21 protein-coding genes are annotated in these 25,112 nt (G+C 71.6%); 6 read left to right on the forward strand and 15 right to left on the reverse strand.

Going from position 1 to position 25,112, the window contains the following annotated elements; all coding sequences use genetic code 11:
• Positions 1 to 90 precede the first annotated feature (90 nt).
• From TAE01_RS20525 to TAE01_RS11955, 3 genes are all read left to right on the forward strand, one after another.
• On the forward strand, positions 91 to 528 hold the full coding sequence (locus TAE01_RS20525; protein WP_186815170.1) for a hypothetical protein: 438 nt from the start codon (positions 91 to 93) through the stop codon (positions 526 to 528).
• Between the two features lie 256 nt (positions 529 to 784).
• Positions 785 to 1,456: a response regulator transcription factor gene (locus TAE01_RS11950; protein WP_147066709.1), complete on the forward strand. Its 672-nt coding sequence runs from the start codon at positions 785 to 787 to the stop codon at positions 1,454 to 1,456.
• A gap of 32 nt (positions 1,457 to 1,488) precedes the next feature.
• Complete coding sequence (locus TAE01_RS11955; protein ID WP_186815172.1) at positions 1,489 to 2,532, forward strand: sensor histidine kinase; 1,044 nt, start codon at positions 1,489 to 1,491, stop codon at positions 2,530 to 2,532.
• A 21-nt stretch (positions 2,533 to 2,553) separates the two neighbouring features.
• On the opposite strand, the gene TAE01_RS11960 is transcribed toward TAE01_RS11955, so the two are convergent.
• The 3 genes from TAE01_RS11960 to TAE01_RS11970 all read right to left on the reverse strand — a co-directional run bounded on the left by TAE01_RS11960 (position 2,554) and on the right by TAE01_RS11970 (position 6,370).
• Positions 2,554 to 4,158 (reverse strand): 5-oxoprolinase subunit B/C family protein, encoded by a 1,605-nt coding sequence (locus TAE01_RS11960; RefSeq protein WP_147066713.1) that lies wholly within the window; start codon positions 4,156 to 4,158, stop codon positions 2,554 to 2,556.
• A 2-nt stretch (positions 4,159 to 4,160) separates the two neighbouring features.
• Positions 4,161 to 4,913 carry a LamB/YcsF family protein gene (locus tag TAE01_RS11965; RefSeq protein WP_147066934.1) on the reverse strand — a complete coding sequence of 251 codons (753 nt, stop codon included), beginning with the start codon at positions 4,911 to 4,913 and terminating at the stop codon, positions 4,161 to 4,163.
• 86 nt (positions 4,914 to 4,999) lie between these two features.
• A complete protein-coding gene (locus TAE01_RS11970; RefSeq protein WP_147066715.1) occupies positions 5,000 to 6,370 on the reverse strand; it encodes a 6-phospho-beta-glucosidase in 1,371 nt (456 codons plus the stop codon).
• 189 nt (positions 6,371 to 6,559) lie between these two features.
• On the opposite strand from TAE01_RS11970, the gene TAE01_RS11975 reads away from it, so the two are divergent.
• On the forward strand, positions 6,560 to 7,681 hold the full coding sequence (locus tag TAE01_RS11975; protein ID WP_147066717.1) for a carbohydrate kinase family protein: 1,122 nt from the start codon (positions 6,560 to 6,562) through the stop codon (positions 7,679 to 7,681).
• A gap of 49 nt (positions 7,682 to 7,730) precedes the next feature.
• Here TAE01_RS11975 and TAE01_RS11980 read toward each other — a convergent pair whose 3' ends face one another.
• Positions 7,731 to 8,120 carry a hypothetical protein gene (locus TAE01_RS11980; RefSeq protein WP_147066718.1) on the reverse strand — a complete coding sequence of 130 codons (390 nt, stop codon included), beginning with the start codon at positions 8,118 to 8,120 and terminating at the stop codon, positions 7,731 to 7,733.
• The gene (locus TAE01_RS11985; protein WP_147066720.1) at positions 8,117 to 8,983 is read right to left on the reverse strand and encodes a hypothetical protein; all 867 of its coding nucleotides are present in this window, start codon (positions 8,981 to 8,983) and stop codon (positions 8,117 to 8,119) included. Before TAE01_RS11985 ends, TAE01_RS11980 begins: the two co-directional genes overlap by 4 nt.
• Positions 8,984 to 9,097: 114 nt before the next feature.
• On the opposite strand from TAE01_RS11985, the gene TAE01_RS11990 reads away from it, so the two are divergent.
• Entirely contained in the window at positions 9,098 to 9,511 is a 414-nt protein-coding gene (locus TAE01_RS11990) for a hypothetical protein (protein ID WP_147066722.1), read from the forward strand.
• Positions 9,512 to 9,587: 76 nt separating this feature from the next.
• On the opposite strand, the gene TAE01_RS11995 is transcribed toward TAE01_RS11990, so the two are convergent.
• The 10 genes from TAE01_RS11995 to TAE01_RS12040 form a co-directional block, all read right to left on the reverse strand.
• Positions 9,588 to 10,439, reverse strand: coding sequence for a carbohydrate ABC transporter permease (locus TAE01_RS11995; protein ID WP_147066724.1), 852 nt, complete (start codon positions 10,437 to 10,439; stop codon positions 9,588 to 9,590).
• Positions 10,440 to 11,447 carry a carbohydrate ABC transporter permease gene (locus TAE01_RS12000; RefSeq protein WP_246111312.1) on the reverse strand — a complete coding sequence of 336 codons (1,008 nt, stop codon included), beginning with the start codon at positions 11,445 to 11,447 and terminating at the stop codon, positions 10,440 to 10,442.
• Complete coding sequence (locus tag TAE01_RS12005) at positions 11,444 to 12,769, reverse strand: ABC transporter substrate-binding protein (RefSeq protein ID WP_147066726.1); 1,326 nt, start codon at positions 12,767 to 12,769, stop codon at positions 11,444 to 11,446. Before TAE01_RS12005 ends, TAE01_RS12000 begins: the two co-directional genes overlap by 4 nt.
• 150 nt (positions 12,770 to 12,919) lie before the next feature.
• Positions 12,920 to 13,396: a hypothetical protein gene (locus TAE01_RS12010; RefSeq protein WP_147066728.1), complete on the reverse strand. Its 477-nt coding sequence runs from the start codon at positions 13,394 to 13,396 to the stop codon at positions 12,920 to 12,922.
• Positions 13,397 to 13,460: 64 nt separating this feature from the next.
• Complete coding sequence (locus TAE01_RS12015) at positions 13,461 to 14,753, reverse strand: glucoamylase family protein (protein WP_147066730.1); 1,293 nt, start codon at positions 14,751 to 14,753, stop codon at positions 13,461 to 13,463.
• A gap of 126 nt (positions 14,754 to 14,879) precedes the next feature.
• Positions 14,880 to 15,926, reverse strand: coding sequence for a LacI family DNA-binding transcriptional regulator (locus TAE01_RS12020; protein WP_147066732.1), 1,047 nt, complete (start codon positions 15,924 to 15,926; stop codon positions 14,880 to 14,882).
• Positions 15,927 to 15,991: 65 nt separating this feature from the next.
• Positions 15,992 to 17,845, reverse strand: coding sequence for an ABC transporter ATP-binding protein (locus TAE01_RS12025; RefSeq protein WP_147066733.1), 1,854 nt, complete (start codon positions 17,843 to 17,845; stop codon positions 15,992 to 15,994).
• A complete protein-coding gene (locus tag TAE01_RS12030) occupies positions 17,842 to 18,792 on the reverse strand; it encodes an ABC transporter permease (RefSeq protein WP_246111301.1) in 951 nt (316 codons plus the stop codon). Before TAE01_RS12030 ends, TAE01_RS12025 begins: the two co-directional genes overlap by 4 nt.
• Positions 18,789 to 19,778, reverse strand: coding sequence for an ABC transporter permease (locus TAE01_RS12035; RefSeq protein ID WP_147066735.1), 990 nt, complete (start codon positions 19,776 to 19,778; stop codon positions 18,789 to 18,791). The genes TAE01_RS12030 and TAE01_RS12035 overlap by 4 nt, the downstream gene beginning before the upstream one ends.
• Before the next feature lie 61 nt (positions 19,779 to 19,839).
• Positions 19,840 to 21,519 carry an ABC transporter substrate-binding protein gene (locus TAE01_RS12040; RefSeq protein WP_147066737.1) on the reverse strand — a complete coding sequence of 560 codons (1,680 nt, stop codon included), beginning with the start codon at positions 21,517 to 21,519 and terminating at the stop codon, positions 19,840 to 19,842.
• Between the two features lie 176 nt (positions 21,520 to 21,695).
• Here TAE01_RS12040 and TAE01_RS12045 point away from each other — a divergent pair, with 176 nt between their 5' ends.
• Positions 21,696 to 25,112 (forward strand): GH36-type glycosyl hydrolase domain-containing protein, encoded by a 3,417-nt coding sequence (locus TAE01_RS12045; protein WP_147066739.1) that lies wholly within the window; start codon positions 21,696 to 21,698, stop codon positions 25,110 to 25,112.

The following is a 25,112-nucleotide window of genomic DNA, read 5'->3' on the forward strand; positions in this document are numbered from 1 at the left end:
GGGCCGCGCGAGGGATGCCCCCCCCCGCGCGGCCCGACCCCAGCTCGCATCACCGACACCATGTGCACACCCGTCACGAGAGGCAGATCCATGAACACACTCACCCGGCAGCCGGTTCGCCTGCTCCTGGTCGCCGCCGCGCTCGTCGCGGCAGCCGCTCACGTCCCGGTCATCGGTCCCCACCTCGAAGAGGCGCCCTACATGGGCGTCCTGTTCATCCTGCTCACCACGGCCTGCCTGGTGCTGGCCGGCGTCTCGCTCACCAGCTCGCACCTGGCCGGGCCGACGCTGGCCGGGGTGGTCTGCGGCGCCGCGATCATCGGCTACGCCGCGACCCGGCTCGTCGCCTTCCCGCAGCTCGCCGACGACGTCGGCAACTGGCTCGAGCCGCTGGGTGTGGTGGCCGTGGTCTCCGAGGCGGTCGTCGTGGGCGCCGCAGTCCGGCTGCTGACGGGCGGGCGCGACACCGCTGCGGCGGGTTCACCGGTCACGCGCAAGGACGCCGGAGCGGCAGCCGCACGGCGTTGATGCGCAGGAGCGGAGGGCCCCTGTCTCGACAGCGCCACTCCGCGGCTCAAGAAAGAGATCCGTCGATCCGGCGTACGTCGGCCACCGACGCGTCGCCGTTCGGTGGCTCTCCGTCATCTTCTCGTCACCTTTGATGCCCGTTATGCGGTGAAGCATCCCGGTCTGGTAAGCCAACTCGCACCACTTGCGTTCTTTTCCCATTCCCCGACGGTCTGCCCCGGACATACTGATCCGCAGATCGGGAGGGGGGTCTCTCATGGCTACGGTGATGGTCGTGGACGACGAGGAAAGAGTCCGCACGCTGCTGACGAAGTCACTGTCGTCGCAGGGTCACTCAGTGGTGACCGCGGCGTCGGCGAGTGCTGCCATCGACAGGCTGAACGCCAAGGCCGTCGACCTGGTGGTGCTCGACCTCGTCATGCCGGGCCTGGGGGGCCTGGCCGTGCTCAAGGCGATGAATGCCGGCAGGAAGACGACTCCTGTGATCGTCCTGTCGGGAGTCACCGACGTGGCGTCCAGGGTCGAGGCGCTCGACCGAGGCGCCGTCGATGTCGTGTCCAAGCCGTTCAGCCTCACCGAGCTGCTCGCTCGTGTCCGACGCAACGTCGGGCAGCCACGCACCCTGCCTGACGACGGCTTTCTCGAGGTGGGCGGCATTCGCCTCGACCTCGGTCGCCGCCGCGCGACGTTCCGGTCCGTCAACGCCTCGCTCACCGAGCGGGAGTTCACCCTGCTCGCGCACCTGATGCGGCGCTCCGGGCAGGTGTGCCCCCGGGAGGAGCTGCTCCACGACGTCTGGCACCTCGACTTCGACCCGGGCAGCAACGTCGTCGAGGTGTGCGTCGGGCGATTGCGGTCCAAGCTCGGACAGGACATCCCGATCGAGACGCTGCGCGGCGTGGGCTACGGCCTCTACGAGGACGCCTGATGGCCCGGCGGCGGATGGTCCTGAGGTGGAGCGTGTTCGCGACGGCCTGCGCGGTCGCGATGCTGGCCATGCCGGGGAGCGAGACCGTGCCGTACCACGTGGGCTGGGCCTCCTTCGCGCTGTGCTTCGGCCTCGAGCAGTGGACCCCACGGTCGACGTGGATCAGCCTCGGGGTCTACACCTTCGTGACGGGGGCGATCCTCGTCGAGCGCGCCACGAGTGGCGTGCTCGGCTGGCAGGAGACGACCGAGATCCCGCTCATGCTGCTGCTCATGGCGCTCATGATCTGGCACGTGCGCCGGCGCCAGCAGGCGCTGTCGGACCTCACGGACAGCGCGGCACGCGAGCGGGCGGACTCGACGATGCGTGAGCTGCTCACCCTGCGCACGTCCCACGAGATGCGCTCGCCGCTCATGATCTCGCGCGGCTACCTCGAGATGCTCATGGACCGCACGCCGCAGGGTGAGGACCTGGCCGACCTCCAGGTCGTCGACGAGGAGCTCGCGCGGCTGACACGGGTGTGCGAACGGCTCGTGCGCAGCATGCGGGTCGGGTCCGACCTCGAGGTCACCGACATCGACATCGACGCGGTGCTGCAGGAGACGGCCCGGCGGTGGTCGATGGTGGCCACGCGCAGCTGGCAGGTCGAGTCGTCGGAGCTGACCCTGCAGTGCTCGGGCGAGCGGCTGCGTGCCTGCCTCGACACCCTCATCGAGAACGCCTTGCGCTACACCGAGCGCGACGACGACGTCGTGCTGCTCTACGCCCGCCCGATGCGCGACGCCATCGCCCTCGGGGTGGCGGACTCGGGTCGTGGTTTCACGACCGACACTTTGCGGTCCGCGGCCGGGCACGCGAGCTCGCCCGGCGACGTCCTCGACGGCGTGCGGGACGACCTCTCGCAGACGGGGCTCGGGCTCTCCCTCGTGCGCGACGTCGCGACCCGTCGTGGCGGCTGGGTGCAGCTCGGGGTGTCGCCCTGGGGCGGTGCGGACGTCTCGATGATCCTGCCGCTCGTGCCTCAGGTGCCCGTCGTCCCGACCCTGCGACCGGTGCAGGCCTCGACCACCGCCTGAGCCGGTGCCGCTGCACCGCGCTCAGCGCCGGGGCGCCCACCTGAGCCGCACGGCCTGACCCGGTCGCAGCTGCGCGGCACGCGACACGGAGACGGGCGTGAGCACTGCCACGACGGGGTAGCCGCCGGTCACCGGGTGGTCGGCGAGGAACACGACGGGCTCGCCACCCGGTGGCACCTGAACCGCCCCCGGGACGAGTCCCTCGCTCGGGAGCTCACGGTCGGCATAGGTGCTCGACCAGTGGATCCTGCTGCCCTCCAAGCGGATTCCCACCCGGTTGCTCCTGGGCGAGACCGTCCACCTGCCTTGGAGGTCGGAGAGGTCGCACCACTCGCCTCGCGGTCCGGCATCCAGCTCGAGCACGACCTCCCCGGCGGCCGCGTCGGGCTGGGGCGCGGCCTCGACGACGGGGAACGTCGCCGGCGTCGGACCCACGGCGAGTACGTCACCGACCACCGGCGCCGGCGGCCCCAGGCGGGAGAGCGTGTCCGTCGAGCGCGACCCGAGCACCGGCGGCACGACGATGCCGCCCCGGACCGCGAGCCACGTCCGCAGGCCGGCCGTCGGCGTACCGAGGGTGAGCACCTGACCGTCCCTGAGGACGATGGGCGCTGCGTGGCCGACGGGACGGCCGTCGACGTCAGCGGGGCACGCCGCCCCCGTCAGCGCCACGAGCAGCTCGCCCCGGGCACGGACCACGAGCCCGCCGAGCGTCACCTCGAGCGAGGCGGGCAGCACTGCCGTTGAAGCGATCTCGCGATCGTCGACGACGTGCCCCACGAGTCGCAGACCGAGGAGGTATGCCGTGGGGTCGGCCGCGCCGGAGCGTCCCACTCCCGCGTCGGCGAGGTGTGGCCGACCGAGGTCCTCGACGAGCGTCAGGGGCCCGGTCGCCAGCACCTCGAGCCCCCGACCTGGCCGGCTCCCTGGACGGTCGGGTGGCTCCGGCGCCGGGTGCGCGTGCTCGATCGCCGCTGCGGTCACCGGACCGGCGTCGGTGAAACGCACCGACTGCCCCGGCGCGAGGAGCGCCGGAGGGTCGCGGTCGGCGTCCCACAGCACGACGTCGGTGGAGCCGACGAGCTGCCAGCCTCCGGGGGAGTCCTGCGGGTAGACGCCGCTGAACCGCCCTGCGAGAGCGACGGATCCGGCCGGCACGCGGGTGCGCGGCTCACTGCGACGAGGCACCTCGAGGCGTGGGTCGCCGTCGACGAGGTAGGCGAAGCCCGGCGCGAAACCCCCGAAGCCGACCCGCCACGTCGTGCCGGTGTGGGCCTGCACGACCTGCTCGCGCGTCAGACCGGTCAGCGACGCCACCTCGCCGAGGTCGGGTCCGTCGTAGCGCACCGGGATCTCGACGACGACGTCGCTCCGCTCCAGGGCCGCGGGGTCGACGGCGGCGGCCTCTGCCGCGCAGGCGCGACCGACCTCCGCCAGACGCCCGCCGGTGCGCAGCCGGACGAGCAGGGTGCGAGCGCCCACGACGAGGTGGTCGACGTCGCCCCAGACCCCCTCCGCCCCTCCGACCAGCGGTGACAGCCGGCCACGCAGCGCGAGGGCCTCGTCGGTGTCGGCGACCTCGACGAGCAGCGCCGCGCGACCCATCGGCAGCAGCCGCGCCTCCATGCTCAGCCCGCGAAGGGACGGATCTCGACGCCCGCGGCCTCGAGCGCAGTGCGGACGGCGTGCGCCATCGCCACCGCCCCCGGGGTGTCACCGTGGATGCACACCGACTCGGCACGGACGTCGACGTCGGTGCCGTCCACCGCGGTCACGACGCCCTCACGGGCGAGGCGCACGACCCGGGCGGCCACCTGCTGGGGGTCCCGGAGCACCGCGCCCGGCTCGGTGCGCGGGACGAGGCGACCGTCGGGGAGGTAGCCGCGGTCGGCGAAGGCCTCGGGCACGGCGCGCAGTCCCGCTTCGGTGGCGAGCTCGAGCACCAGGCTGCCGGGCAGGCCGAGCACCGGCAGGGTCGAGTCGACCGCGAGCACGGCGTCGACGAGCGCCCGCGCCTGCCCCTCGTGGTGCACGACGGCGTTGTAGAGGGCGCCGTGCGGTTTGACGTAGGCGACGCCGGTGCCCTCGACCTCCGCGATCGCCGCGAGGGCCCCGAGCTGGTAGATGACGTCGGCGGCCAGCTCGTCCGGCGGCACGTCCATGAAGCGCCGACCGAAGCCGACGAGGTCCCGGTAGGCGACCTGCGCGCCGACGACGACACCGCGCTCCGCGGCATACCGGCACGTCGTGCGGAGGGTCAGCGGGTCCCCGGCGTGGAAGCCGCAGGCGACGTTGGCGCTCGTCACGACGTCGAGCACCGCCGCGTCGTTGCCGAGGGTCCAGGCGCCGTACGACTCCCCGACGTCGGCGTTGAGGTCCAGCCGCGGGACCGGCGTCTCGCGCCCTCCCGATGACGACGATGACGACGATGACGACGCCGACGACGCCGACGCCGACGGCGACGCGCTCACCGGAGGCCGCCGTAGAAGCCGGGCAGGCGGCGCTCGTAGGCCGCCACGAGGTCGCGGGCCACGGTGACCGAGTCGACGAGGGGGTGCAGGGCGAAGGCCTCGACCGCCAAGGATCTCGACCTCTCCGTCGCGGCCCGGATGACGAGCTCGTCGACGGCCTTGACCTGCTGCACGAGCCCGAGCGCGTGCCCGGGCAGCGGGCTCACGGCGGCCGGCACGGGACCGGCGGCGTCGACCCGGCACGGCACCTCGACGACGGCGTCGTCCGGCAGGCCCGCGACGGCACCGCCGCCGCGGACGTTGAGGATGAGGCGCGCCGGCTCGTCGCGCGCGATCGCGGCCATGAGCGCGAGCGCGACCCCCTCGTAGCCGCCGCCCTCGACGTCGGCCTCGGCGCGCTCGTGCGCCTCGCCGTCGCCGGAGTCGCGGGTCTCCTGCATGTAGGTGGCGTTGCGTTCGCGGCGCACGGCGTCCCAGCGCTGCCACGCCTGCTCGGGGCAGCCGGCGACCCCGTCGTAGAAGGCGGCCTGCTGGGCCAGGAGGTACTCCCCGCGGGTCTGGGGGGCGCCCGCGATCTGCGCGATCGAGTCACGCGTGAAGTAGTAGTAGTAGAGGTACTCGTTGGGCAGGCACCCGAGCATGCGCAGCCAGTCCGTGCCGAAGAGCTGTCCCTCCTCGATCCCGGCGAGCGCCCGCTCGTCGGCGAGCAGGTCGGGCAGCAGGTCGCGCCCGTCCAGCCGCAGCGCCGTGAGCCACCCGAGGTGGTTGAGGCCGGCGTAGTCGATCTCCAGGTCGTCGAGGTCGTGCCCGAGGGCACCCGCGGCGCGCTTGGCGAGCCCGAGGGGGGAGTCGCAGATGCCGACGACCCGGCCGCCGAGCACCGACTGCATCGCCTGCGTCACGAGACCGGCCGGGTTGGTGAAGTTGATGACCCACGCGTCGGGGGCCAGACGGCGTATGCGGTCCGCGACGTCGAGCGCGACCGGGACCGTGCGGAGGCCGTAGCCGACACCGCCGGGACCGGTCGTCTCCTGGCCGAGCAGCCCGAGGTCGAGCGAGATGCGCTCGTCGGCGGTGCGACCCTCGAGTCCGCCGACGCGCATCGCCGAGAAGACGAAGTCGGCGCCCGCGATCGCGGCGTCGAGGTCGGTCGTCGCGGTGACCGTCGGCGGCGCGACCCCGCTGGGCGCAAGGCGCGCGGCCCGCTCCGCCTGCGCCGACAGCACGAGCCGCATGACGTCGAGGCGCGAGGCGTCCGTGTCGTGGAGCACGACCTCGGTGACACGGCGGTCGGCGGTGTCGCGCAGCAGCGCACCGTGGACGAGCGGCACGCGGAACCCGCCCCCGCCGAGGATGACCAGCTTCATGGCAGCACCACCCTCGGACCGTACCAAGGTGTGACGGCCGAGCCACTCGAGCCGGCCACGGAGGAGGCCGTGGTGCGAGGTGGCGGCGTCCGTCCCCGGGAGGCAGGGAGGGTCCGTGAGGGAAGCGGACGGCATACGTCCTCGGGGGATGACGGCGAGTCGCGGGCGTCGATGCGACACCATGGGGGTGTGTCTCTCCACCAGACGTTCGACCCGCTCGCGTCGCTCCGCGGCGCCGACGAGCCGCCGCTCGACGTCTTCGTGTGGGGCACCGTCTTCCTCGACATGATCTTCGCCGGCATGCCGAGCGCCCCCAGGCCGGGCACCGAGGTGTGGGCCGAGGGCCTCGCGTCGTGCCCGGGCGGCATCGCCAACCTCGCCGTCGCCACGCGGCGGCTCGGGCTGCGCACCGGCCTCGCCGCCGCGTTCAGCGACGACGACTACGGCGACTTCTGCTGGCGCACGCTCGAGGAGCAGGAGGGCATCGACCTCGCGCGCAGCCGCCGCTTCGCCGACTGGCACAGCCCCGTGACGGTCTCGATGTCGGTCGACCGCGACCGCAGCATGGTCTCGCACGGGCACCCCTCGCCCGTGCCGGCGAGCGAGCTCATCGGCACCCCGCCGCGGTCGCGCGCCGTCATGGTCGACCTCGGTGAGGACGAGGCCTTCGGCGCGACCGGGCCCACGTGGGTCGACCGGGCGCGCGACAACGGGGCCCTCGTCTTCGCAGACGTCGGCTGGGACCCCAAGGAGCAGTGGTCGCCGCACGTGCTCGAGCGGCTGGACCGGTGCGACGTCTTCATGCCCAACGCCGTCGAGGCCATGGCCTACACCGGCACCTCGACCCCCGCCGAGGCCGTCTGGGCCCTCGCCGACCGGGTGCCCGTCGCCATCGTCACCGACGGCGCCAACGGCGCGCTCGGCATCGACGCCCGCACCGGCGAGGAGGCCCGCGTCCCCTCGCTGCGGGTGCACGAGGTCGACCCCACCGGGGCCGGCGACGTCTTCGGTGCGGCCCTGCTCGTCGGCACGCTCGCCGAGTGGCCGCTCGAGCAGCGGATGACCTTCGCGAGCCTCTGCGCCGGGCTCGCGCTCCAGCAGTACGGCGGCTCGCTCGCCGCCCCCGGCTGGGGCGACCTCGCCGACTGGTGGACGGCGCTCGTGTCCGACTCGAGCGGGGACGCCTACCACCGTTCGCTCCGGCGGCGCTTCGGCTTCCTCGACGACATCGTGCCGCGCGTGCCGGTCCTCGCCTGTCGGCGTGCGACCGCGACCATCGCGAGGCGCGCCGACGTGCAGGACCTCGACTGACGGCTTCTGTTCGATCTGCCACGGCCGAGGATCCCTCGGCGGTGCCGGGTCAGGTCTTCTGGCAGCCGTGCTTCCCGACCTCTGCGAACTGGGTGACGAGCTGGGGCGAGACCGCGAGGGAGTCGTGCCACTGCTTCCACTCGAGGTGGCTGACACCAGCTGTCGCCAACCGCTTCGCCAGGTCGGCGTCGATGTCCGCCTCTTTCGGGAAGCTCTGCGTGCCCACCGAGCACTGACGGGCGAACTCGACCTCGGCGATCTGCTGCGTCCGGGCGTCGGCGGGCACGTCGGCGCGCACCGTGCTCGCCGCGCCGGGCGATCCGCCGGAGGACCCGCACGCGCCGAGACCCGTCCCGAGCAGGACGACCCCGGCGGCTACCACGACGAGGCGACCTGCGGTTCCAGCGTGCGCGAAGGTGCTCGGCATTCGTAGGCTCACGAGACGTTGAGCGTCAGGGACGCCGTGCGCGTCTGGGGCGCAGCCGCGGTGTAGGAGATGAGCACGGGTATCGAGTAGGTGCCGGGCCTGAGGTCGGTCGCGATGAAGCGCACCCCGACGTAGTCTGCACTGCCGCCGACGAGGGTCTGGTCGCCGTTGAGACCGGCGGAGGCACGATCCCCCGGGTAGGCCACCTCGAGCCCGGCCGGGAGATCTCCGAGCCGCACGCTGAAGTCGGTGAGGTCGGCCTGCCCCCCGGTGAAGGCGATCCGCTCGAAGCCGCTGCTGCCCGCCTTGATCGCCAACGAGGTCGTCTGCTGGGTGAAGGTCGGCCCCGACGCGGCCTGGACGGGCACCGTGACGGTGGCCGTCGTCGTGAAGGACCCGCTGTTGCCGTTGCCGTTCCCGTTGTTGCCGGCGTTGCCGTTCCCGTTCCCGTTCGCGCTGTTGCCCACGCCGACGGAGTACCTGGAGGTCAGGACCACCTGGAAGCTCGTCGTCTGCGTGTACGGCACCTTGAGCTTGAACGAGGTGAAGTCCCGCGTCGTGCCGACCAAGGTGTCGGAGCCGTACAGCGAGGTGTCGGCGCCCCCGCGTGTCGTGGGGTAGGTCACGGTCACGCCCTTCGGGGCGCTCACGGTCGTCGACCAGTCGGTCACCGTCTGGTCGGCTGTCCAGACCACCGAGACCCACCCGGACTGCCCCGGTGAGAGCGAGGCGGTCGTCGTCGTCAGTGCTCGAGCGTTGCTCTTGTCGGCCCCGGCCGGCGCGATCGCGAAGGCCGGCCCGGCGAGCAGCAGGAGGACGGTGGAGATCACTGCGACGGCGGCGGATCTCCCGGCGCGGTTGCTGCGGCGGTGCACTGCGGTTCCCCGATCCGGGAACGTCTCATTCGTCCCCTTTGTCCGCAGCATAGGAGATCCGCCTCTCGATGTCCGTTGATCAACGAACGTCACCAACTCGGCGATGATGGTGCGATGCACGACCCTCGCCACACGAGTGAGCGCCCCGGACGGCGGTCCGGGCCACCAGACCTGCCGGAGGACGTCCGTGACCTCGTCGCCGTCGACCTGAGCGCCGCTCAGGTGCAGGACTGGTCGATCGCCGGGGACTCGTTCAGCTGGACCCTGCTCGCGGGCGACGCCGACCGGGGCCACGAGCTGGCGAGCCTCACCTACGTCGGGGCGGTCGTGCTCCACACGAACCGGCGCGACCTCGACCGGGCGGTCGCGGCCGCCGCCGAGGTGGACCGTTCCGAGGTCGTGCGCAGCGACGACGGCGGCTTCGAGCACCGCGTCACGCTCGTGCCCGACTACCCGATCGTCGTGCGCTTCTGGAGCGTCGAGGTGCGCCGTATGCCGGCGCCCGACCACCTGCGTCGGGTGCGCTGAGCGTCCAGCCGGCCCACACGGCATACGCCGTCGGTGGGTCGTTGACGTCGGCGGCGGCGAGCGCGGTGGATCGCGCTCAGTCGCCGCCGATGCCGGCGCGCTCGACGCCCTCGACGATCCAGCGCTGGAGGAAGAGGAACATCAGCAGCAGCGGCACGATCGCGACGAGCGCGGCCATGAAGAGCTGGCTCACCTGCACCGACTGCGCCGTGAGGAAGGTCGACAGCGCGATCTGCACGGTCCAGCTCTCCTGGTCGCGGCCGATGACGAGGGGCCACAGGAAGGCGTTCCACGAGCCGATGAAGGTGATGGTGCCGATGGCCGCGACGAAGCCGCCCGAGTTGGGCACGACGATGCGCCAGAACGTGCCCCAGTAGCCGAGCCCGTCGATGAAGGCCGCCTCCTCGATCTCCTTGGGGAAGCCGAGGAAGAACTGCCGGAAGAGGAACGTCGCGAGCGCCTGGAAGAGGCCCGGGATGATGAGGCCCCGCAGCGTCGAGATCCACCCCAGGGTCGAGACGAGCACGAAGCTCGGCACGAACGTCACGGCCGCGGGGATGAGCAGCGTCGCGGTGATCCCGTAGAAGACGACGTTGGACCAGCGGTACGGGATGCGCGCCAGACCGTAGCCGGCGAGGCCCGAGACGATGAGCACGCCGACGGTCTGGGTCACGGCGATGAGTCCCGAGTTGAGCAGGCTGCGCGCCATCGGGATCGCCGGGTTGTCGAAGAGGCCCGTGAGGTTCGAGGTCTCCCAGACGGGCGGCAGCCAGTGGAAGTCGGGCGAACCGAGGTCCTGCTCGCGCATGAACGCGCTGCGGACGAGCAGGTAGAACGGGACGAGGAAGAGCAGCGCCGCGACGACGAGGGCGCTGTAGCGCGCCCAGCCGGTGATCCGCGACTGCCGCTTGCTCCGGACGATGGCCATCTACTCGCCCCTGTCGCCGAGTCGGAGGATGCGCCCCTGAGCCACCGCGATGACCGCGATGATGAGGGTGAGGATGACCGCGCCGGCCGACCCGTGGCCGAAGTCCTGACCCGAGCCGAGCGCCGTGTAGTAGAGGTAGACGAGCGGCGGCCGGGCGTAGGGCGGGTAGGTGCCGAACGTCGACAGGATGTTGTAGAACTCGTCGAACGCCTGGAACGCGTTGATGAGCAGGAGCAGCAGCACCGCCGTCGACGTCGCCCGCAGCTGCGGCAGGGTGATGTGGCGGAAGACCTTCCACCCCTCGGCGCCGTCGATCGCGGCCGCCTCGTAGAGCGTCGGGCTGATCCGCTGGATGCCGGCGAGGAAGAGGATCATGTAGAAGCCGACCTGCAGCCACAGGCGCGCGGTGACGATGACGAGCCAGTACCACGGCGGGTCGGCGAGGCTGAGCCACGGGATCGAGTCGATGCCGAACCAGCCGAGCACGCCGTTGGCCAGCCCCGAGCGGATGCCGCTGAAGATCGACATCTTCCAGATGAGCGCCGCCACGACGTAGCTGCACGCCGTCGGCAGGAAGAAGACCGACCGGAAGAAGCTCTGCATGACCCGGGTGCGCGCGACGAGCAGCGCCGCGCCGAGCGAGATGACGAACGTCGTCGGCACGATGAAGACGGCGAAGGCGAGGAACGTGACGAGGCTGCTGCGGAACGCCGGGTCGGCCAGCATGTCGAGGTAGTTGCCGACGCCGACGAACTTCGTCGGGGTGACGGTGTTGTAGGACTCGAAGAACGACAGGTAGATCGACCAGGCGATCGGGACGTAGACGAAGACGACCAGCCCGATGACGAACGGCCCGACGAAGACCCAGAACCACAGGTTGCGGTCCTGGCGTCCGCGCAGGCGGCGACCGAGCGACGGCCTCCCGTCGGTGGGAGGCGGCGTCGCCCGGTCGGTCGCCTTCCGCTGCGCGGCGTGGTCGTGTGCCGCCGGGTCGGCCTGCGCTGTCAGGCGAGGACCCGCTTCAGCTCGGGGTCGGCCACGGCCTTGACCTTGGCGATCTCGCCGGCCGGGTCGGCGCCCTCCTTGACGATGCGGTTCATGGCGTCGCCGAAGGCGGTCGCGCACTTCGGCGTCCAGAGGATCGGGCTCTGCGCGTGGCCGACGTCGGTGGCGAGCTTGGCCGCCTCGGCCGCCTGCCCGCTCTTGAGGGTGGCGGCCTGGCTGATGAGGCTCGTGCGGGACGGGATGTGGAAGCCGTAGCTCGTCGCGAAGTCGAGCTGGTCCTGGGTCTGGTCGATCCACAGCCACTTGGCGAACTTCTTGGCGGCCGCGACGTCCTTGCTCTTGGCGCTGACGCAGGACCCGTAGGCGCCGACCGGCACGGAGGCCTTGCCGCTGCCGTCGAGGGCGGGCCACGGCAGCACGCCGAAGTCGTCGCCGAGGCCCTTCTTGATGTCGGGGAAGGTCCACAGGCCGGTGAACTGCATCGCCGTGAGGCCGGACGTCAGGGCCGAGGCGTCGAACCAGTCCTTGGGCGCGCCGAGGAGCAGCACCTTGGCGTCCCACATCTCGCGCAGCTTGCCGAGCGCGGTCGCCGCGCGCGGGTCGTCGAAGCCGAACTGGTTGTCCTTGGTGAGGTAGTCGAGGCCGGCCGACCACAGCATCGGGCCGCCCATGAGGCCGGCGCCGCCGTCGTTGCCGAGGAAGAGGCCCTTGACGTTGCCCTGGGTCAGCTTCTTGGCGGCGGCGATGAGCTCGTCGATGGTCTGGGGCGGCGTGATGCCGGCCTTGTCGAGCATCGACTTGCGGTAGACGAGCAGCTGCATGTCGACGACCTGGGGGATGGCGTACGTCTTGCCGTCGTAGGTCATCCGCTCGAGGATGCTCGGGTTGAAGTCGGACTTCGTGTCGCCGATGAGGTCGGTGAGGTCGACGACCTGGCCGCCCTTGATCATGTCGATGGTCGGGCCGTTGCCGTACTCGAAGACGTCGGGGCCGGCGTCGGTGAGCAGCGAGGCGGCCGTGGACTGGTCGTAGTCGCCGGGCTTCCAGCTGACCTTGACGGTGGCGTCCTTGTAGGCGGCGGCGTACTTCTCGACGGCCTGCTGCGTGCCGGCCTCGCCGTACTGGTGGTACCACTGGTTGAGCGTGGCGCCGCTGCCGCCGCCGCTCGCGCCGCCCGTGGCGGCCGGCTCTCGTCCGGTGTTGCTGCCGCACGCGGCGAGCGCACCCGTGACCGCGGCGGCACCACCGAGCGCGAAGAGCGAGCGCCGGGTGAGGTGGGCCCCGAGGGCCTGGCCGATCTCCTGGCCGATGTGCTTGTCAGACATAGGTTCCCCTGCGTCCTTCCTGCCCGGGTGTGCGGGCACCGTTGACGACGGCGGGCGTCCGGCCAGTCTGCTCGACCTCGCCCACCGTGCGATCGTATGCCCGCGACCTCCGTGTATGCCGTGTGGCCCGCTCCCCGACACGGGCGCGGCTCAGATGGTGGCTGCGGAGTTGAGCGGGTTGTCGCTCAGGGTCTCGGCCGCCGTCTGGAGCAGCTGCTCGACGAGGAGCAGGGTCTGCTCGTCCTCGAGCGTCATGCGCCGGCCGAAGTGGCCGCGGGCCAGGGCCACGCCCGCCCCGACGCGCAGGATGCTCGACCGGACGTCGGACCGCGTGTCGGCGCTCATGCGTTCGAGCAGCCGGGTCACGCCGAGCAGTCCCGACACGACGGGTCGGCCGTCGAGCTCGAACTCGTCGAACAGCCAGACGCGCCCCGCCGCGACGGCGCCGAGCAGCTCACGGCCCGGGCCGCTGCTGCGCAGGGCCGCGTCGGTGACGGCATCCCAGAAGGCGCCGCGCTCGTCGTCGTCGAAGCGGATGCGTCCGGCGAGGGCGCTCAGCACCCAGACGGGGGCGAGCCGGAGCGTCGCCCACTCCTGCTCGGCCCACTGCTCTCGCCACTGCGACACGCTCGTGCCACCGCCTCTCGTCCGCTGCGGGACCCCACCAGCGTACGACCGGCAGGGCCGCCGGTCAGGTGAGCGGCATACGGCGGGACGCGACGACCGGACGCAGCACGGCCTCGACGTCGGGGGTGGCGAACCAGCGGCGGAGACAGTCGTCGGCGAGGACGTTGGCGAGCGCACCGAGGACCATCGACTGGTCGAGCGAGAGGTGGCGGCCCGCGTGCCGCCCGGTGCGGGTGTCGACGGCGTCGATGAAGCCGCCGGGCCCGTAGGCACCGAGGTCTCGCTCGAGGCGGGCGAGGTTGTCGGCGGCCGCCTCGGGCTCGACCATGAGCGCCATCGCCGAGGCGTGGGGCGTCACGACGACCTCGCCGTCGAGCTCGCTGGGGTAGGCGTGGGTCTCCGTGGCGATGGGCGGGACCCCGAAGACGGAGTAGCCCTCGCCGGGGCAGGCTGACGGGCTGAATCCCCAGTAGCCGTAACCCTTCTCGTCCAGGGCGTACTCCCGCTGCAGGGCCACGGTGCGCGCCTCGTTGACGCCCCACGTGTCGGGGGCCCACGCCGCCTCGGGCACGAAGATCGTCGGCATGAGCGCCTCGAACATCGACCCGCCGAACGTCGCGACGACGTCGCGGCCACGGTAGTGCCGGATCGGGGCGTCGAGGGCGGCGTAGTGCTCCGGCGGGATCTGGCCGTGTGCGATGCCGACGTAGCTCGCGATCCGGGGCTCGGAGTCGAGCAGGTCGTAGTGGTGCCTCGTGTGGAGCACCTCGGCGAGACCGTCGACGAAGGAGGCGCGGCGGGTCTCCTGACCGGGGTCCTCGGCCCAGAAGCCACCGGTCAGCCGGCCGCCGGGACCGTCCGGTCCGGCCGTTGGGTCGTGGAAGACGCCGAAGTGCATGGGGTCGAGCACGGCACGGGCCGCCTCCCCGAGGCGTGGCTCGGCGGCCGCGACGACCATGAGGCCGGCCGCGAGCCAGCCGTTGTCGACGCTCGAGAGGAACTGCTCGATGCGGTGACCGCTGTCGGGCATCCGGTGCAGCAGGGCACCGGTCCGGTCGTCGTACCAGTTGAAGAACATGCCGGACTGCTCGTGCACCTCCATGCCGGCGAGCGTGGTCAGCAGCCTCGCGAGCCGGTCGTGCGCCTGCTCGGCGTCGACGAGCCCCAGGTCGCGGGCGGCGACGGTGCACCAGAGCAGGCCGCCGATGTCGGTCGGCGACGTGTAGCCGCTGCGGGTGTCCGGGTCGAGCGAGACGGCGATGCTGTCGGTGGGCAGGCCGGTGTCGGGGTCGGTCATGGCCTCGAAGGAGCGCCACGTGTCGGCGGCCCAGCGGAGCAGGAGGGTGCGGTCAGGCATGCGGGAGGTCCTTGTGGCTCGGGATCACGGGTCTGGAGGGTGCGCGAAAGTGCCCACTCGACGTGTCGAAGTGCCCACTCGACGTGGGGTGGGGGCGCTGGGGCAGGAGGGCGGGGGTGCAGGGGGTCAGGCGCCGGCGACGGAGGCCTGGTCCCAGTCGCAGCCGCACGAGCCCCGCACGACCATGCGGGTCGGCAGCACCTGCGGGTGCACGTCGAACCGGCGACCGCCGATGCGCTCGTGGAGCCGGATCGCGGCCCACCGCCCGAGCTCGCGCATCGGCTGCTGGACCGTCGTCAGCCCCGGCGCGAGGTAGCGCGAGGTCATGATGTCGTCGAAGCCGACGACCGTGATGTCGTCGGGCACGCGACGGCCCTCGCGGCTGAGCAGCACCATCGTGGCGAGCGCGAGCTCGTCGTTGGCGCAGACGAGGCCGTCGACCGCGGCACCGGCTGCGTCCGCCTCGCGCAGCCCCTCCATGACCTGCTGGCCGGAGGTCTCCTCGTACTGCACCCGGATCGGTCCGGCGACCTCGGCGCCCCGGCCGCGGGTCAGGGCGTGCTGGAAGCCGCGGTAGCGCTCCGACACGTCGTGCGAGGTGTCCGGGTCGCCGACGAAGACGAGCCGCTTGCGGCCGTGCTCGAGCAGGTGCCGGGTCAGCTCCGCCGAACTGATGAAGTTCTCCACCTGCACGGCGTCGCAGCCCTCGATGGCGTCGCGGGCCACGAGCACCGTGGGGGTGGTGCGGACGATCTGGCGCACCATCGTGTCGCTGATCGTGTCGTTGGCGATGACGATGCCGTCGATGCGCCCCAGCATCTTGCGCACCGACGCCTCGGCGTCCTTGGAGGCGTCGCACACGACCACGACCACCGACTGCCCGTCGCGGGCCGCCGTCGACTCGAACCCCGAGAGCAGCTCGGAGTAGTAGGGGCCACGCAGGCCCGGCAGCACGAGGCCGTGCGTCTGGTGCGAGGGCACGTCGACGGTGCGCCCGGCCCGGAGCGGGACGTACTCGAGGTCCTCGACGGCCCGCAGCACGCGCTTGCGGGTCAGCGCCGACGCGGGCGTCGACCCGCTCAGCACCCGCGACACCGTGGCGATGGACACGCCGGCGCGCTCGGCCACGGTGTAGATCGTGACCGGTCGCGCGTCGTCGTGCTCGGTGGACACCCAGGCTCCCTCTTCTGGGAACAGAGTGCCCGGCGGCGTCGGGCTGCACAACTCCGACAGGCACGTCAGAACGGGTTGGGGATCGCGTCGAGGAGGGTGCGCGTGTAGTCGTCCTTCGGCGCCCGGATGACGTCGAGGGTCGGCCCCTGCTCGACCACCCGGCCGTTGTTGAGCACGATGACCTCGTCCGAGAGCATCCGTGCGCTCAGCAGGTCGTGGGTGATGTAGAGGATGCCGACGTCGTTCTCCTTGACGAGGTCGTTGAGCAGCTCGAGCACCTCGGCCCGGATCGAGACGTCGAGGCTCGAGATCGGCTCGTCGGCGACGATGATCCGCGGCTCGACCGCGAGCGCCTTGGCGATGATGACGCGCTGGCGCTGACCGCCCGACAGCTCGTAGCCGTAGCGGTTGACGAACCGGTCGGCCGGAGTCAGGGCGACGCGCTCGAGCAGCTCCATGACCCGCTCACGCAGGGCCGCACCCTTGAGCCCCTGGTAGTTGGCCAGCGGCCGGGAGAGCACGTAGCCGAGCCGCTTGGCCGGGTTGATCGAGCTGTAGGGGTCCTGGAAGACCATCTGCACGTCGCTGCGGTAGTCGCGCAGTGCCCGGCCGCGGAAGCCCGAGACCTGCTGGTCGCCGTCAGGCCCGTGGAAGACGATGCGCCCCGACGTCGGGCTCTCGACCCCGGTGATCATCCGGGCCAGGGTCGACTTGCCGCTGCCGCTCTGGCCGACGAGGGCGGTCACCTCGCCCCGTCGCAGGTCGAAGCTGACGTCGGAGACGGCCTCGGTGCGGGTCACGGTGAAACCACGGCGCCGCTCGAAGACCTTGCCGACCCCCTCGACGGAGAGCACGACGTCGTTGGTCAGCGCGCTGCGCGACTCGTCGGCCGTCTTGACGAACTGGGGGCCCTCGAAGCCCCGCTTCGGCTCGCCGTGCGGGCCGGCGCCGCCCTCCTCGCGCTGGAGCACCGCGACGTGGCAGGCGGCGCGCCCGCCCTGGAGGGGCACGAGCGGCGGGTCCTGCTCGAGGCAGAGGTCGATGCGCTCGGGGCACCGGGCGGCGAAGCTGCACCCGACCATGGGCAGGCTGAGGTCCGGCGGCCGCCCCGGCACGTAGGTGATCTTCACCGTCTCCTGGCGGGGGTCGCCGTAGGAGCCGAGCAGGCCCTTCGTGTACGGGTGCAGGGGCTCGCGCAGCAGCGCGCCCGCGCTCTGGTCCTCGACGATGCGGCCGGCATACATCACGAGGATGCGGTCGCTGAGGTCGAGCACGGTGCCGATGTCGTGGCTGATGAAGAGCACCGCGAAGCCCTGCTCGGCCTGCAGGCGCCGCACGTTCTCGAGGATCGAGTGCTGCACGACGACGTCGAGACCCGTGGTCGGCTCGTCGAGGAGGATGAACTTCGGCTCGAGCGCGAGCGCCAGGGCGAGGTTGACGCGCTGGCGCATGCCGCCCGACAGCTCGTGCGGGAAGGCGGTCATGAACTTCGGGTCGATGATGACCATCTCGAAGAGCTCGCGGATGCGGCGCGTCACCGCCTCGCCGCGCAGCGAGCTGTGCTGCTCGATGGCGTCGCGGAACTGCCCCTCGACCCGGACGACCGGGTTGAGCGAGTTCATGCTGCTCTGGAAGACCGTCGAGATGTCGCGCCAGCGCAGGGCGCGCAGGTCGTCCTCGGGCAGGTCGGTGATGTCGGTGCCGTCGAAGGTGATGGAGCCGCCACTGATGCGGCCGGGGCGCTGGAGCAGGCGCAGCAGCGCGGTGCCGAGCGTCGTCTTGCCCGACCCGGACTCGCCGATGAGGCCGACGAACTCGCCGGGGCCGATGCCGAAGCTGACCTCCTGGACGGCGTCGAGCGGCCGGCTCGCCTTGGGCTCGTAGCGGACGCTCAGGTCGCGGACGTCGAGCAAGGTCATGCGTCCTCCCTCAGGTGGGGGTTGCTCAGCAGGTCGACGCCGAAGTTGATGAACGTCATGGCCGTCATGAGGATCGCGAGCACGAGGCCGGGCACGAAGACCCACAGCCACAGGCCCTGCGCGATCGCGCCCTGGGCGTTGGACTGGTAGAGCATGGTGCCCCACGAGACGCTCTGGCTGTCGCCGAGACCGAGGGCCGCGAGGCCCGCCTCGGCGCCGATCGCGCCGGTGGCCGCGCCGACGAAGCTCGCCGCCACGAGCGAGGTCATGTTGGGCATGATCTCGCGGAAGACGATGCGCCACGTCCCCTCGCCGGAGAACTTGGCCGCCGTGACGAAGTCGCGGTTGCGCAGACTGATGATCTGGGCCCGCTTGGCCCGGGCCGCGCCCGCCCACGACGTGATCGAGATGACGCCGACGATGAGCCAGATGCCGCGCACCTCGGAGTAGGCGACGAGGGTGATGATGAGCGGCAGGGCCGGGATGACGAGCGCGACGTTGGTGACGAAGGAGAGCAGGTCGTCGAGGATCGTCCCCTCCGCGTAGCCGGAGATGAGGCCGATCACCGTCGCGATGACGGTGGAGATGAGGCCGGCGAAGAGCCCGACGAGCAGCGAGATCCGCGAGCCGTAGATGAGCTGCGAGGCGATGTCCTGCCCGCTCGTCGTCGTGCCGAGCCAGTTCGCCGCGCTCGGGCCCGCGAGCGGCTCGAACGAGCTGTCGAGCGGGTCCTGCGGGGCGATGAGCGGGGCGAAGACCGCGACGAGGACGTAGACCGCGAGGATGACGACGCCGACCCGGGCCTTCTTGCTGCTCCAGATCACCTGCCACCACTGGTCGGGCCGGGCGGTGTCGCTGACCTGCTCGACGGCGAGCTCCTGGCGCGGCGAGCCCTCGGCCATGAAGTCCTCGCCGGGGGTCGGCGTGGGCGTGGTGTCGGTCGTCATGCCTGAGCCCTCCTGGCCCGCGGGTCGAGCACTCCGTAGAGGAGGTCGGCCGCGAGGTTCGCGACGAGCACGCCGGCCGTCGTCAGCAGCATCAGCGTCTGCAGCAGCGGGTAGTCCTTGTTCTGCACGGCCTCGCCCATGAGGCGTCCGAGGCCGGGGTAGTCGAAGACCGTCTCGACGAGGATCGCGCCACCGAGCACGCCACCGAGGGCGAGGGCGAAGCCCGTCACGCTGGGCAGCAGGGCGTTGCGCGCGGCATACCGCAGCGCGACGTCACGGTCGCGCAGACCCTTGGCCTTGGCCAGGCGGATGTAGTCCTCGCCGAGGTTCATGATCATCGTGTTGCGCATGCCGAGGATCCAGCCGATCGGCGTGACGATGAGCAGCGCGAGCGCCGGCAGGAACGAGTGCGAGACCGCCTCCTGGATGAACGGCCAGTTGAAGCCGGGCGTCGACTCCTCGTAGCCACCCGACGTCGGGAACCAGCCGAGGCTGTAGCCGAAGACGTAGAGCAGCAGCAGCCCGATCCAGAAGGGCTGCAGGGTGCCGAGGAACGTCGAGCCCAGGGTCACGATCGAGTCGAGGCGAGAGTTGCGGCGCCACGCGGCATACGCCCCGAGGACGATGCCCACGACGAACGACACGACCTGCGTGACGACGACGAGCACGACCGTCCACCAGAACGCCTGCGCGATCACGTCGGTGACCTTGTAGGGGTAGTAGGTGTAGGACAGCCCGAAGTTGCCGTGCACGAGCTCGCCGAGGTAGCTGACGTACTGGTTCCAGAGCGAGCCGTCGGGAGCACCGAGCATGGCGCGCATCGCCTTGACCTGTGCGGGGTCGAGGGCGGCGTCCTTGCCGGCCAGGCGCTTGACCATGATCTCGGCGGGGTCGCCAGGCTGGAGCCGAGGGATGAGGAAGTTCAGCGTCACGACCGCCCACAACGTGGCGAGGAAGAAGCCGAACTTCCTTGCGAAATAAGTCATCTGGGCCTCCCGACCCGGGCCGGGACGGCTCGCTGAGCCGTCCCGGTCCGACTCCGGTGGGTCACTTCGGGGCAGTGAGGTGCGTCAGGACCAGCAGCTTGTCGTCCTGCGGGTTCGCGTACGCGTTGTCCTCGCTCGGCCAGCCCACCGCCTTGTCCGTGCGGTAGAGGATGCGGGCGGGCGCGTAGATGAGCGCGGTGACGGGGAACTTCGTCATCATCGTGTCGACGAGCGGCGCGAGGTCGGCCTTCTGCGACTCCTTGTCCGTGTCCGACGCGAGCTTGGTGACCGCGGCGTCGACGGCCGGGTCGCTGAAGCGCTGGACGTTGGGGAAGATGTCGGTCTTCGTCGGGATCTGCGTGCTCGAGAGCTTGGCGCCGATGTTCTTGGCCAGCTCGCAGCCGCCGTGGAGGTACTCGAGCATCAGCTGGAAGTCGCCGGTCTTCTTCTGCCCGTCGACCGAGTCGGGGGCCGAGGCGGTGACCTTCGAGTTGACCCCGATGTCGTTGAGGCCCTTGACGACGACGTCGGCGATGGCCTGGTAGTCGATGAAGCCGGCCTGCACCGAGAAGTTGACCGACAGGGGCGAGCCGTCGGGGTTGGTGCGCTTGCCGTCCGCGCCCTTCTTGTAGCCGGCCGCGTCGAGCAGCTGGTTGGCCTTGGCGAGGTCGTAGGGCAGCACGGTGTCCTCGCCGGAGTACTTGGCCGGCACGAGCGAGGCCATCGACGGCAGCTTGAGGCCCGTCTGGCTGGCCGGCTTCATGACGCCGTACGTCGCCTTGAGCGACATGTCCTGCTTGTTCATCGCGTAGGAGATGGCCTCGCGGAACTTCACGTCGCTGAACGGCTTCTGCTGGTCGTTGCCCGTCAGGACGGTCATGCCGTTGGGGGCGTAGTAGAAGTGGTTGTTCTTCGGGTCGGCGTCGACGAACGTCTTCTTCGGGTTGGGCACCTCGCCGTAGTACGCGTCGAGCTGGCCGGCGCGCAGCTTGAGCGCCGCCTGGGCGGCGTCGTACTGGCCCTCGAGGACGATCTTCTGGACCTTGACCTTGTCGGCCTGCCAGTAGTCGGCGCGGCGCTCGAGCACGAGGCGGCGGCCGTTGTAGCTGCCGACCTTGTAGGGGCCGGTCGAGACGGGGGTCTTGTCGACGTACTTCGTCGGGTCGCCGACCTTGGAGTAGACGTGCTCGGGCAGGATCTTCGTCGCGATGATGCCGTCGTACTTCGGGGCGGCGTTGCCGGTGAACTCGAAGACGACCTGGTTGCCCTGCGCGGTCACGGACTTGGCCGGGGCGCCGAACGTGTTGTTCCAGACACCCGCCTTGTCGAAGGCCGGGTACTGCTTCATGAGGTTGAAGGTGAAGGCGACGTCCTTGGCCGTGAAGGCCTGTCCGTCACTCCACTTGACGCCGTCACGGATGTCGAAGGTGAGCTTGTTGCCGCCCTCCCACGTCGACTTCGTCGCGAGCCACGGCGTCTCCTCGCAGGTGAGGCTGTTGCGCACGATGAGCGGCTCGTAGAGCCACGTGGCGGTGAGCGGCTTGGGCGAGTTCGGGTTGTAGTTGACGAGGCCACCGACGGCCGCGTCGGCCTCGGAGGGGAACGTCAGCTGGTCGATCATGCCGTCCGCGGACGCCTTGCTGTCCTTCTGCGAGGCACTGCCGGCACAACCGGTCAGCGCGAGAGCGGCGGCCGTGAGGCCGGTCACGATCAACGTGGGCTTGGTGCGAGTACGCGTCATTGCGGACCTCCGTCAGGGGGATTTTTTGTCAGGTTAGGTGCGCCGGACGGACGACTGTCAACGCTCTGGAAGCATGTAACTACTTTCATGGGGTCGCTCGTGCGCAACCTGACTTTCATTTGTTTTCAAGGGGATTCGCTATGGAGTGAAAACAGGCCCGCTGGTAGGAAAGAAGGGTGCTCGACGACAACGCCGTCCTGACCGCTCCGTCGGTCCATCCCCTCGAGAGCCGCGCCACGCTCTTCGCCGAGGTGCTCGACAACGGTGCGCTGCGCCGTCTCGAGGCCTTCGGCACGAGCCTGCTGCTGCATCCTGCGACCGTCGCGGAGGCGGGTCTGACCAACGTGCACCTGCGCGTGCACGGGCCGGACGGCATCCGTCGTCTGGCCCTGCTGGGGCCGGGCAGCGGCTCCGTCGTCACGGCCGTCGACGGCTGCGTCGTCGTCACGGGACGCCACGACTCGCTCGACTACCGCCTCGTGCTGCGCCTCGGTGACGAGCAGGCGACGTGGCACTGGGACCTCGAGCTGACCAACACGTCGGGCGAGCCGGTGACCGTCGACGTCGTGCTCACCCACGACCCCGCCCTCGCGCCGCTCGGCGCGGTGCGCACCAACGAGTACTACGTCAGCCAGTACCTCGACCTCACGCCGGTCGCGACCGACGGCCACGGCACGGCCATCGCCGTGCGGCAGAACATGCCGGGCGAGCGCGTGCCCTGGCTCATGGTCGGCACGACCGGCACCGGCACCGGCTGGGCCACCGACGCGCTCCAGCTCGTCGAGCGCACCGCCCACGGGGTGGCGTGGCCGGGCCTCGACGCGACCGACCTGCCGAGCAGCCGTCTCCAGCACGAGCACTCGCTCATCGCGCTGCAGGACGCTCCCGTCGAGATCGCGCCGGCCGACACGCACCGCACCGGCTTCTGGGGCATCGCGCTGCAGGACCACCCCGAGGCGACCTCCGACGCCGACGCGCGCTGGGCCGAGATCGCCCTGGCGAGCAGCGCCGCCACCACGCCGGCCGAGGCCGACGCCCCCCGGACCGGCCACAGCGTGGCGCAGCACGCGGAGCCCACCCCCGCCACGCTGTGGTCGTCGGCCCCGGCCTTCGCCTCGCGGCCGCTCGACCGCGCCGAGCTCGAGGACGCCCACCTCGTCGACGGGCGCACCCACGTCGAGACCGGCGACGACGGCACCGAGCTCGCCTGGACGGTGCGCGGCGGCCAGCTCGTGACGCCGGCCAAGGAGCTCGCGGTCCTGCGCCCGCACGGCCACCTGCTCCGCACGGGTGACGCCTTCACGCCCGACTCGCGCTCGCTCGCCTCGACGGTGTGGATGGCCGGGACCTTCCACTCGCAGATCACCCGCGGGCACGTCGGCCGCAACCCCGTCGCGACCGGCCGCCGCACCTACCTCGGCCTCCAGCGCGCCCACGGCGTGCGCCTCTTCGTCGAGGAGGCCGACGGCGCGTGGAGCCTGCTCGAGTGCCCGAGCGCGTGGTTCACCGGTCTCGACCACTGCACGTGGTGGTATGCCGGCACGTCGGGTCCCGTGCTCACCGTGACCTCGAGCGCCCCCGCCGAGACGCACGCGCTGACGCTCTCGGTCGGCCAGCACGGCGGGGCGCCCCGACGGGTGCTGCTCGCGATGCAGGTCGCCGACGACCTCACCGACGCGCCGTCCGTGACGACCGCCGGTGACCACCTCGAGGTGACCACGGCGCACGACCCGCGCCCGTGGCGGCTGTCGTGGACCGGCCAGGGCAGCCCCGAGGTCGGCGACGCCCGTTTGCAGGCCGACGGCGTGAGCCGGGGTCCGGGCTGGCTCACCGTCCTCTTCGAGCCGGCCGACCAGGTCGAGGTCGTCGTCGCGTCGGCGCCCGACGCGGGCGAGGCAGCGGAGGGCGAGACCCTTCCCGCCGGCGAGCGCCTCGGGAGCTCGTTCTGGGACGAGGCCGGTCACGCGGTGACCCTCGACGGGTCCTCGCTCGCGACCGCCGGCGAGTCGGCGGCCAACCTCTCGGCGGCCCTGCCGTGGTTCACCCACAACGCCTTCGTCCACTACCTGTCGCCGCGCGGCCTCGAGCAGTTCTCCGGTGGCGCCTGGGGCACGCGCGACGTGTGCCAGGGCCCGGTCGGGCTGCTCACCGCGCTCGGCCGGCAGGACGCCGTGCGCGACGTGCTGCTGCGCGTCTTCCGCGCGCAGAACGCCCGCGGCGACTGGCCGCAGGCGTTCGAGTTCCTCCACCCGCTGCCCGCGACGGGTCAGCAGGACTCCCACGGCGACGTCGTCTTCTGGCCCGTCCTCGCCGCGGGCGACTACCTGCGGACCACGGGCGACGCGAGCCTGCTCGACGAGACCGTCGCCTTCGTCGGCGACGACGCGCTCGGCGCCCCGGCCACGGTGGCCGAGCACCTCCGTCGTGCAGTGGACCGCATCGCGGCGAGCACGGTCCCCGGGAGCCCGCTCCCGGCATACGGCCACGGCGACTGGAACGACTCGCTCCAGCCCGCCGACCCGCACCTGGCCGCGCACCTCGTCTCGACGTGGACGGCCGTGCTCCAGACGCAGTCGCTGCGCACCCTCGCCGAGGGGCTGCACGCCGTCGGGGCGCTCGGGGAGGCGGCCACCCTCGGCGCGGACGCCGACGAGCTCGCCGAGCGCACGCACGACGCGCTGCTCGACCAGCTGACGGCCGACCCGGTGCTGCCCGGCTACCTGCTCCAGCACGACGACGGGCGCTTCGAGCCGCTCGTGCACCCGAGCGACGAGCGCACCGGGCTGCACTACGGCGTGCTGCCGTGGATCCACGCCATCGGTGCCGACCTCATGACGCCCGAGCAGGCGCGCCACCACCTCGACCTCATCGAGGAGCACCTGCTCGGCCCCGACGGCGCGCGCCTCTTCGACCGCCCGGTCAGCTACGTCGGCGGACCGATGACGGTCTTCCAGCGGGCCGAGGCGAGCACCTTCTGGGGCCGCGAGATCGGGCTGATGTACATGCACGCCCACCTGCGCTACGCCGAGGCGCTGGCCCGGGTCGGCGACGGGGCGGCGCTGCTCACGGCCCTGGCCAAGGCGAGCCCCGTCGGGCTCGACGCGCTCGTGCCGCAGGCCCGCCCGCGCCAGACGACGTGCTACTACTCCTCGTCCGACGGGGTCTTCACCGACCGCTACGACGCCTCGGAGCGCTACGCCGCGCTCATGGCGGGCGACGTGCCGCTCGAGGGCGGGTGGCGCGTCTACTCCTCCGGGCCCGGCCTCGTGCTGCGGCTCGTCACGGAGGTGCTGCTCGGCATCCGCCAGCGCGGCGAGGAGGTCGAGGTCGACCCCGTCCTGCCGCCCGCCGAGGGCGCCGACAGCGCGAGCGAGCTCACGGCCCGCCTCCCGCTCGCCGGCACCGACCTCACGGTCCGCTACGTCGTCGGCCCCGAGGGCCACGGCGTGCGGCGCGTCACCGTGGACGGGCGCGAGCTCGACCTGCGGCCCCTGACCAACCCCTACCGCCGGGCGGGCGTGGCCGTCCGCGCCGCCGACCTGCTCGGCACCCCCACCACGTCCGTCGCCGAGATCATCGTGGAGACCCACTGA

It is taken from the genome of Terrabacter aerolatus, assembly GCF_007991735.1.
In the GTDB taxonomy this organism is placed as follows: domain Bacteria; phylum Actinomycetota; class Actinomycetes; order Actinomycetales; family Dermatophilaceae; genus Terrabacter; species Terrabacter aerolatus.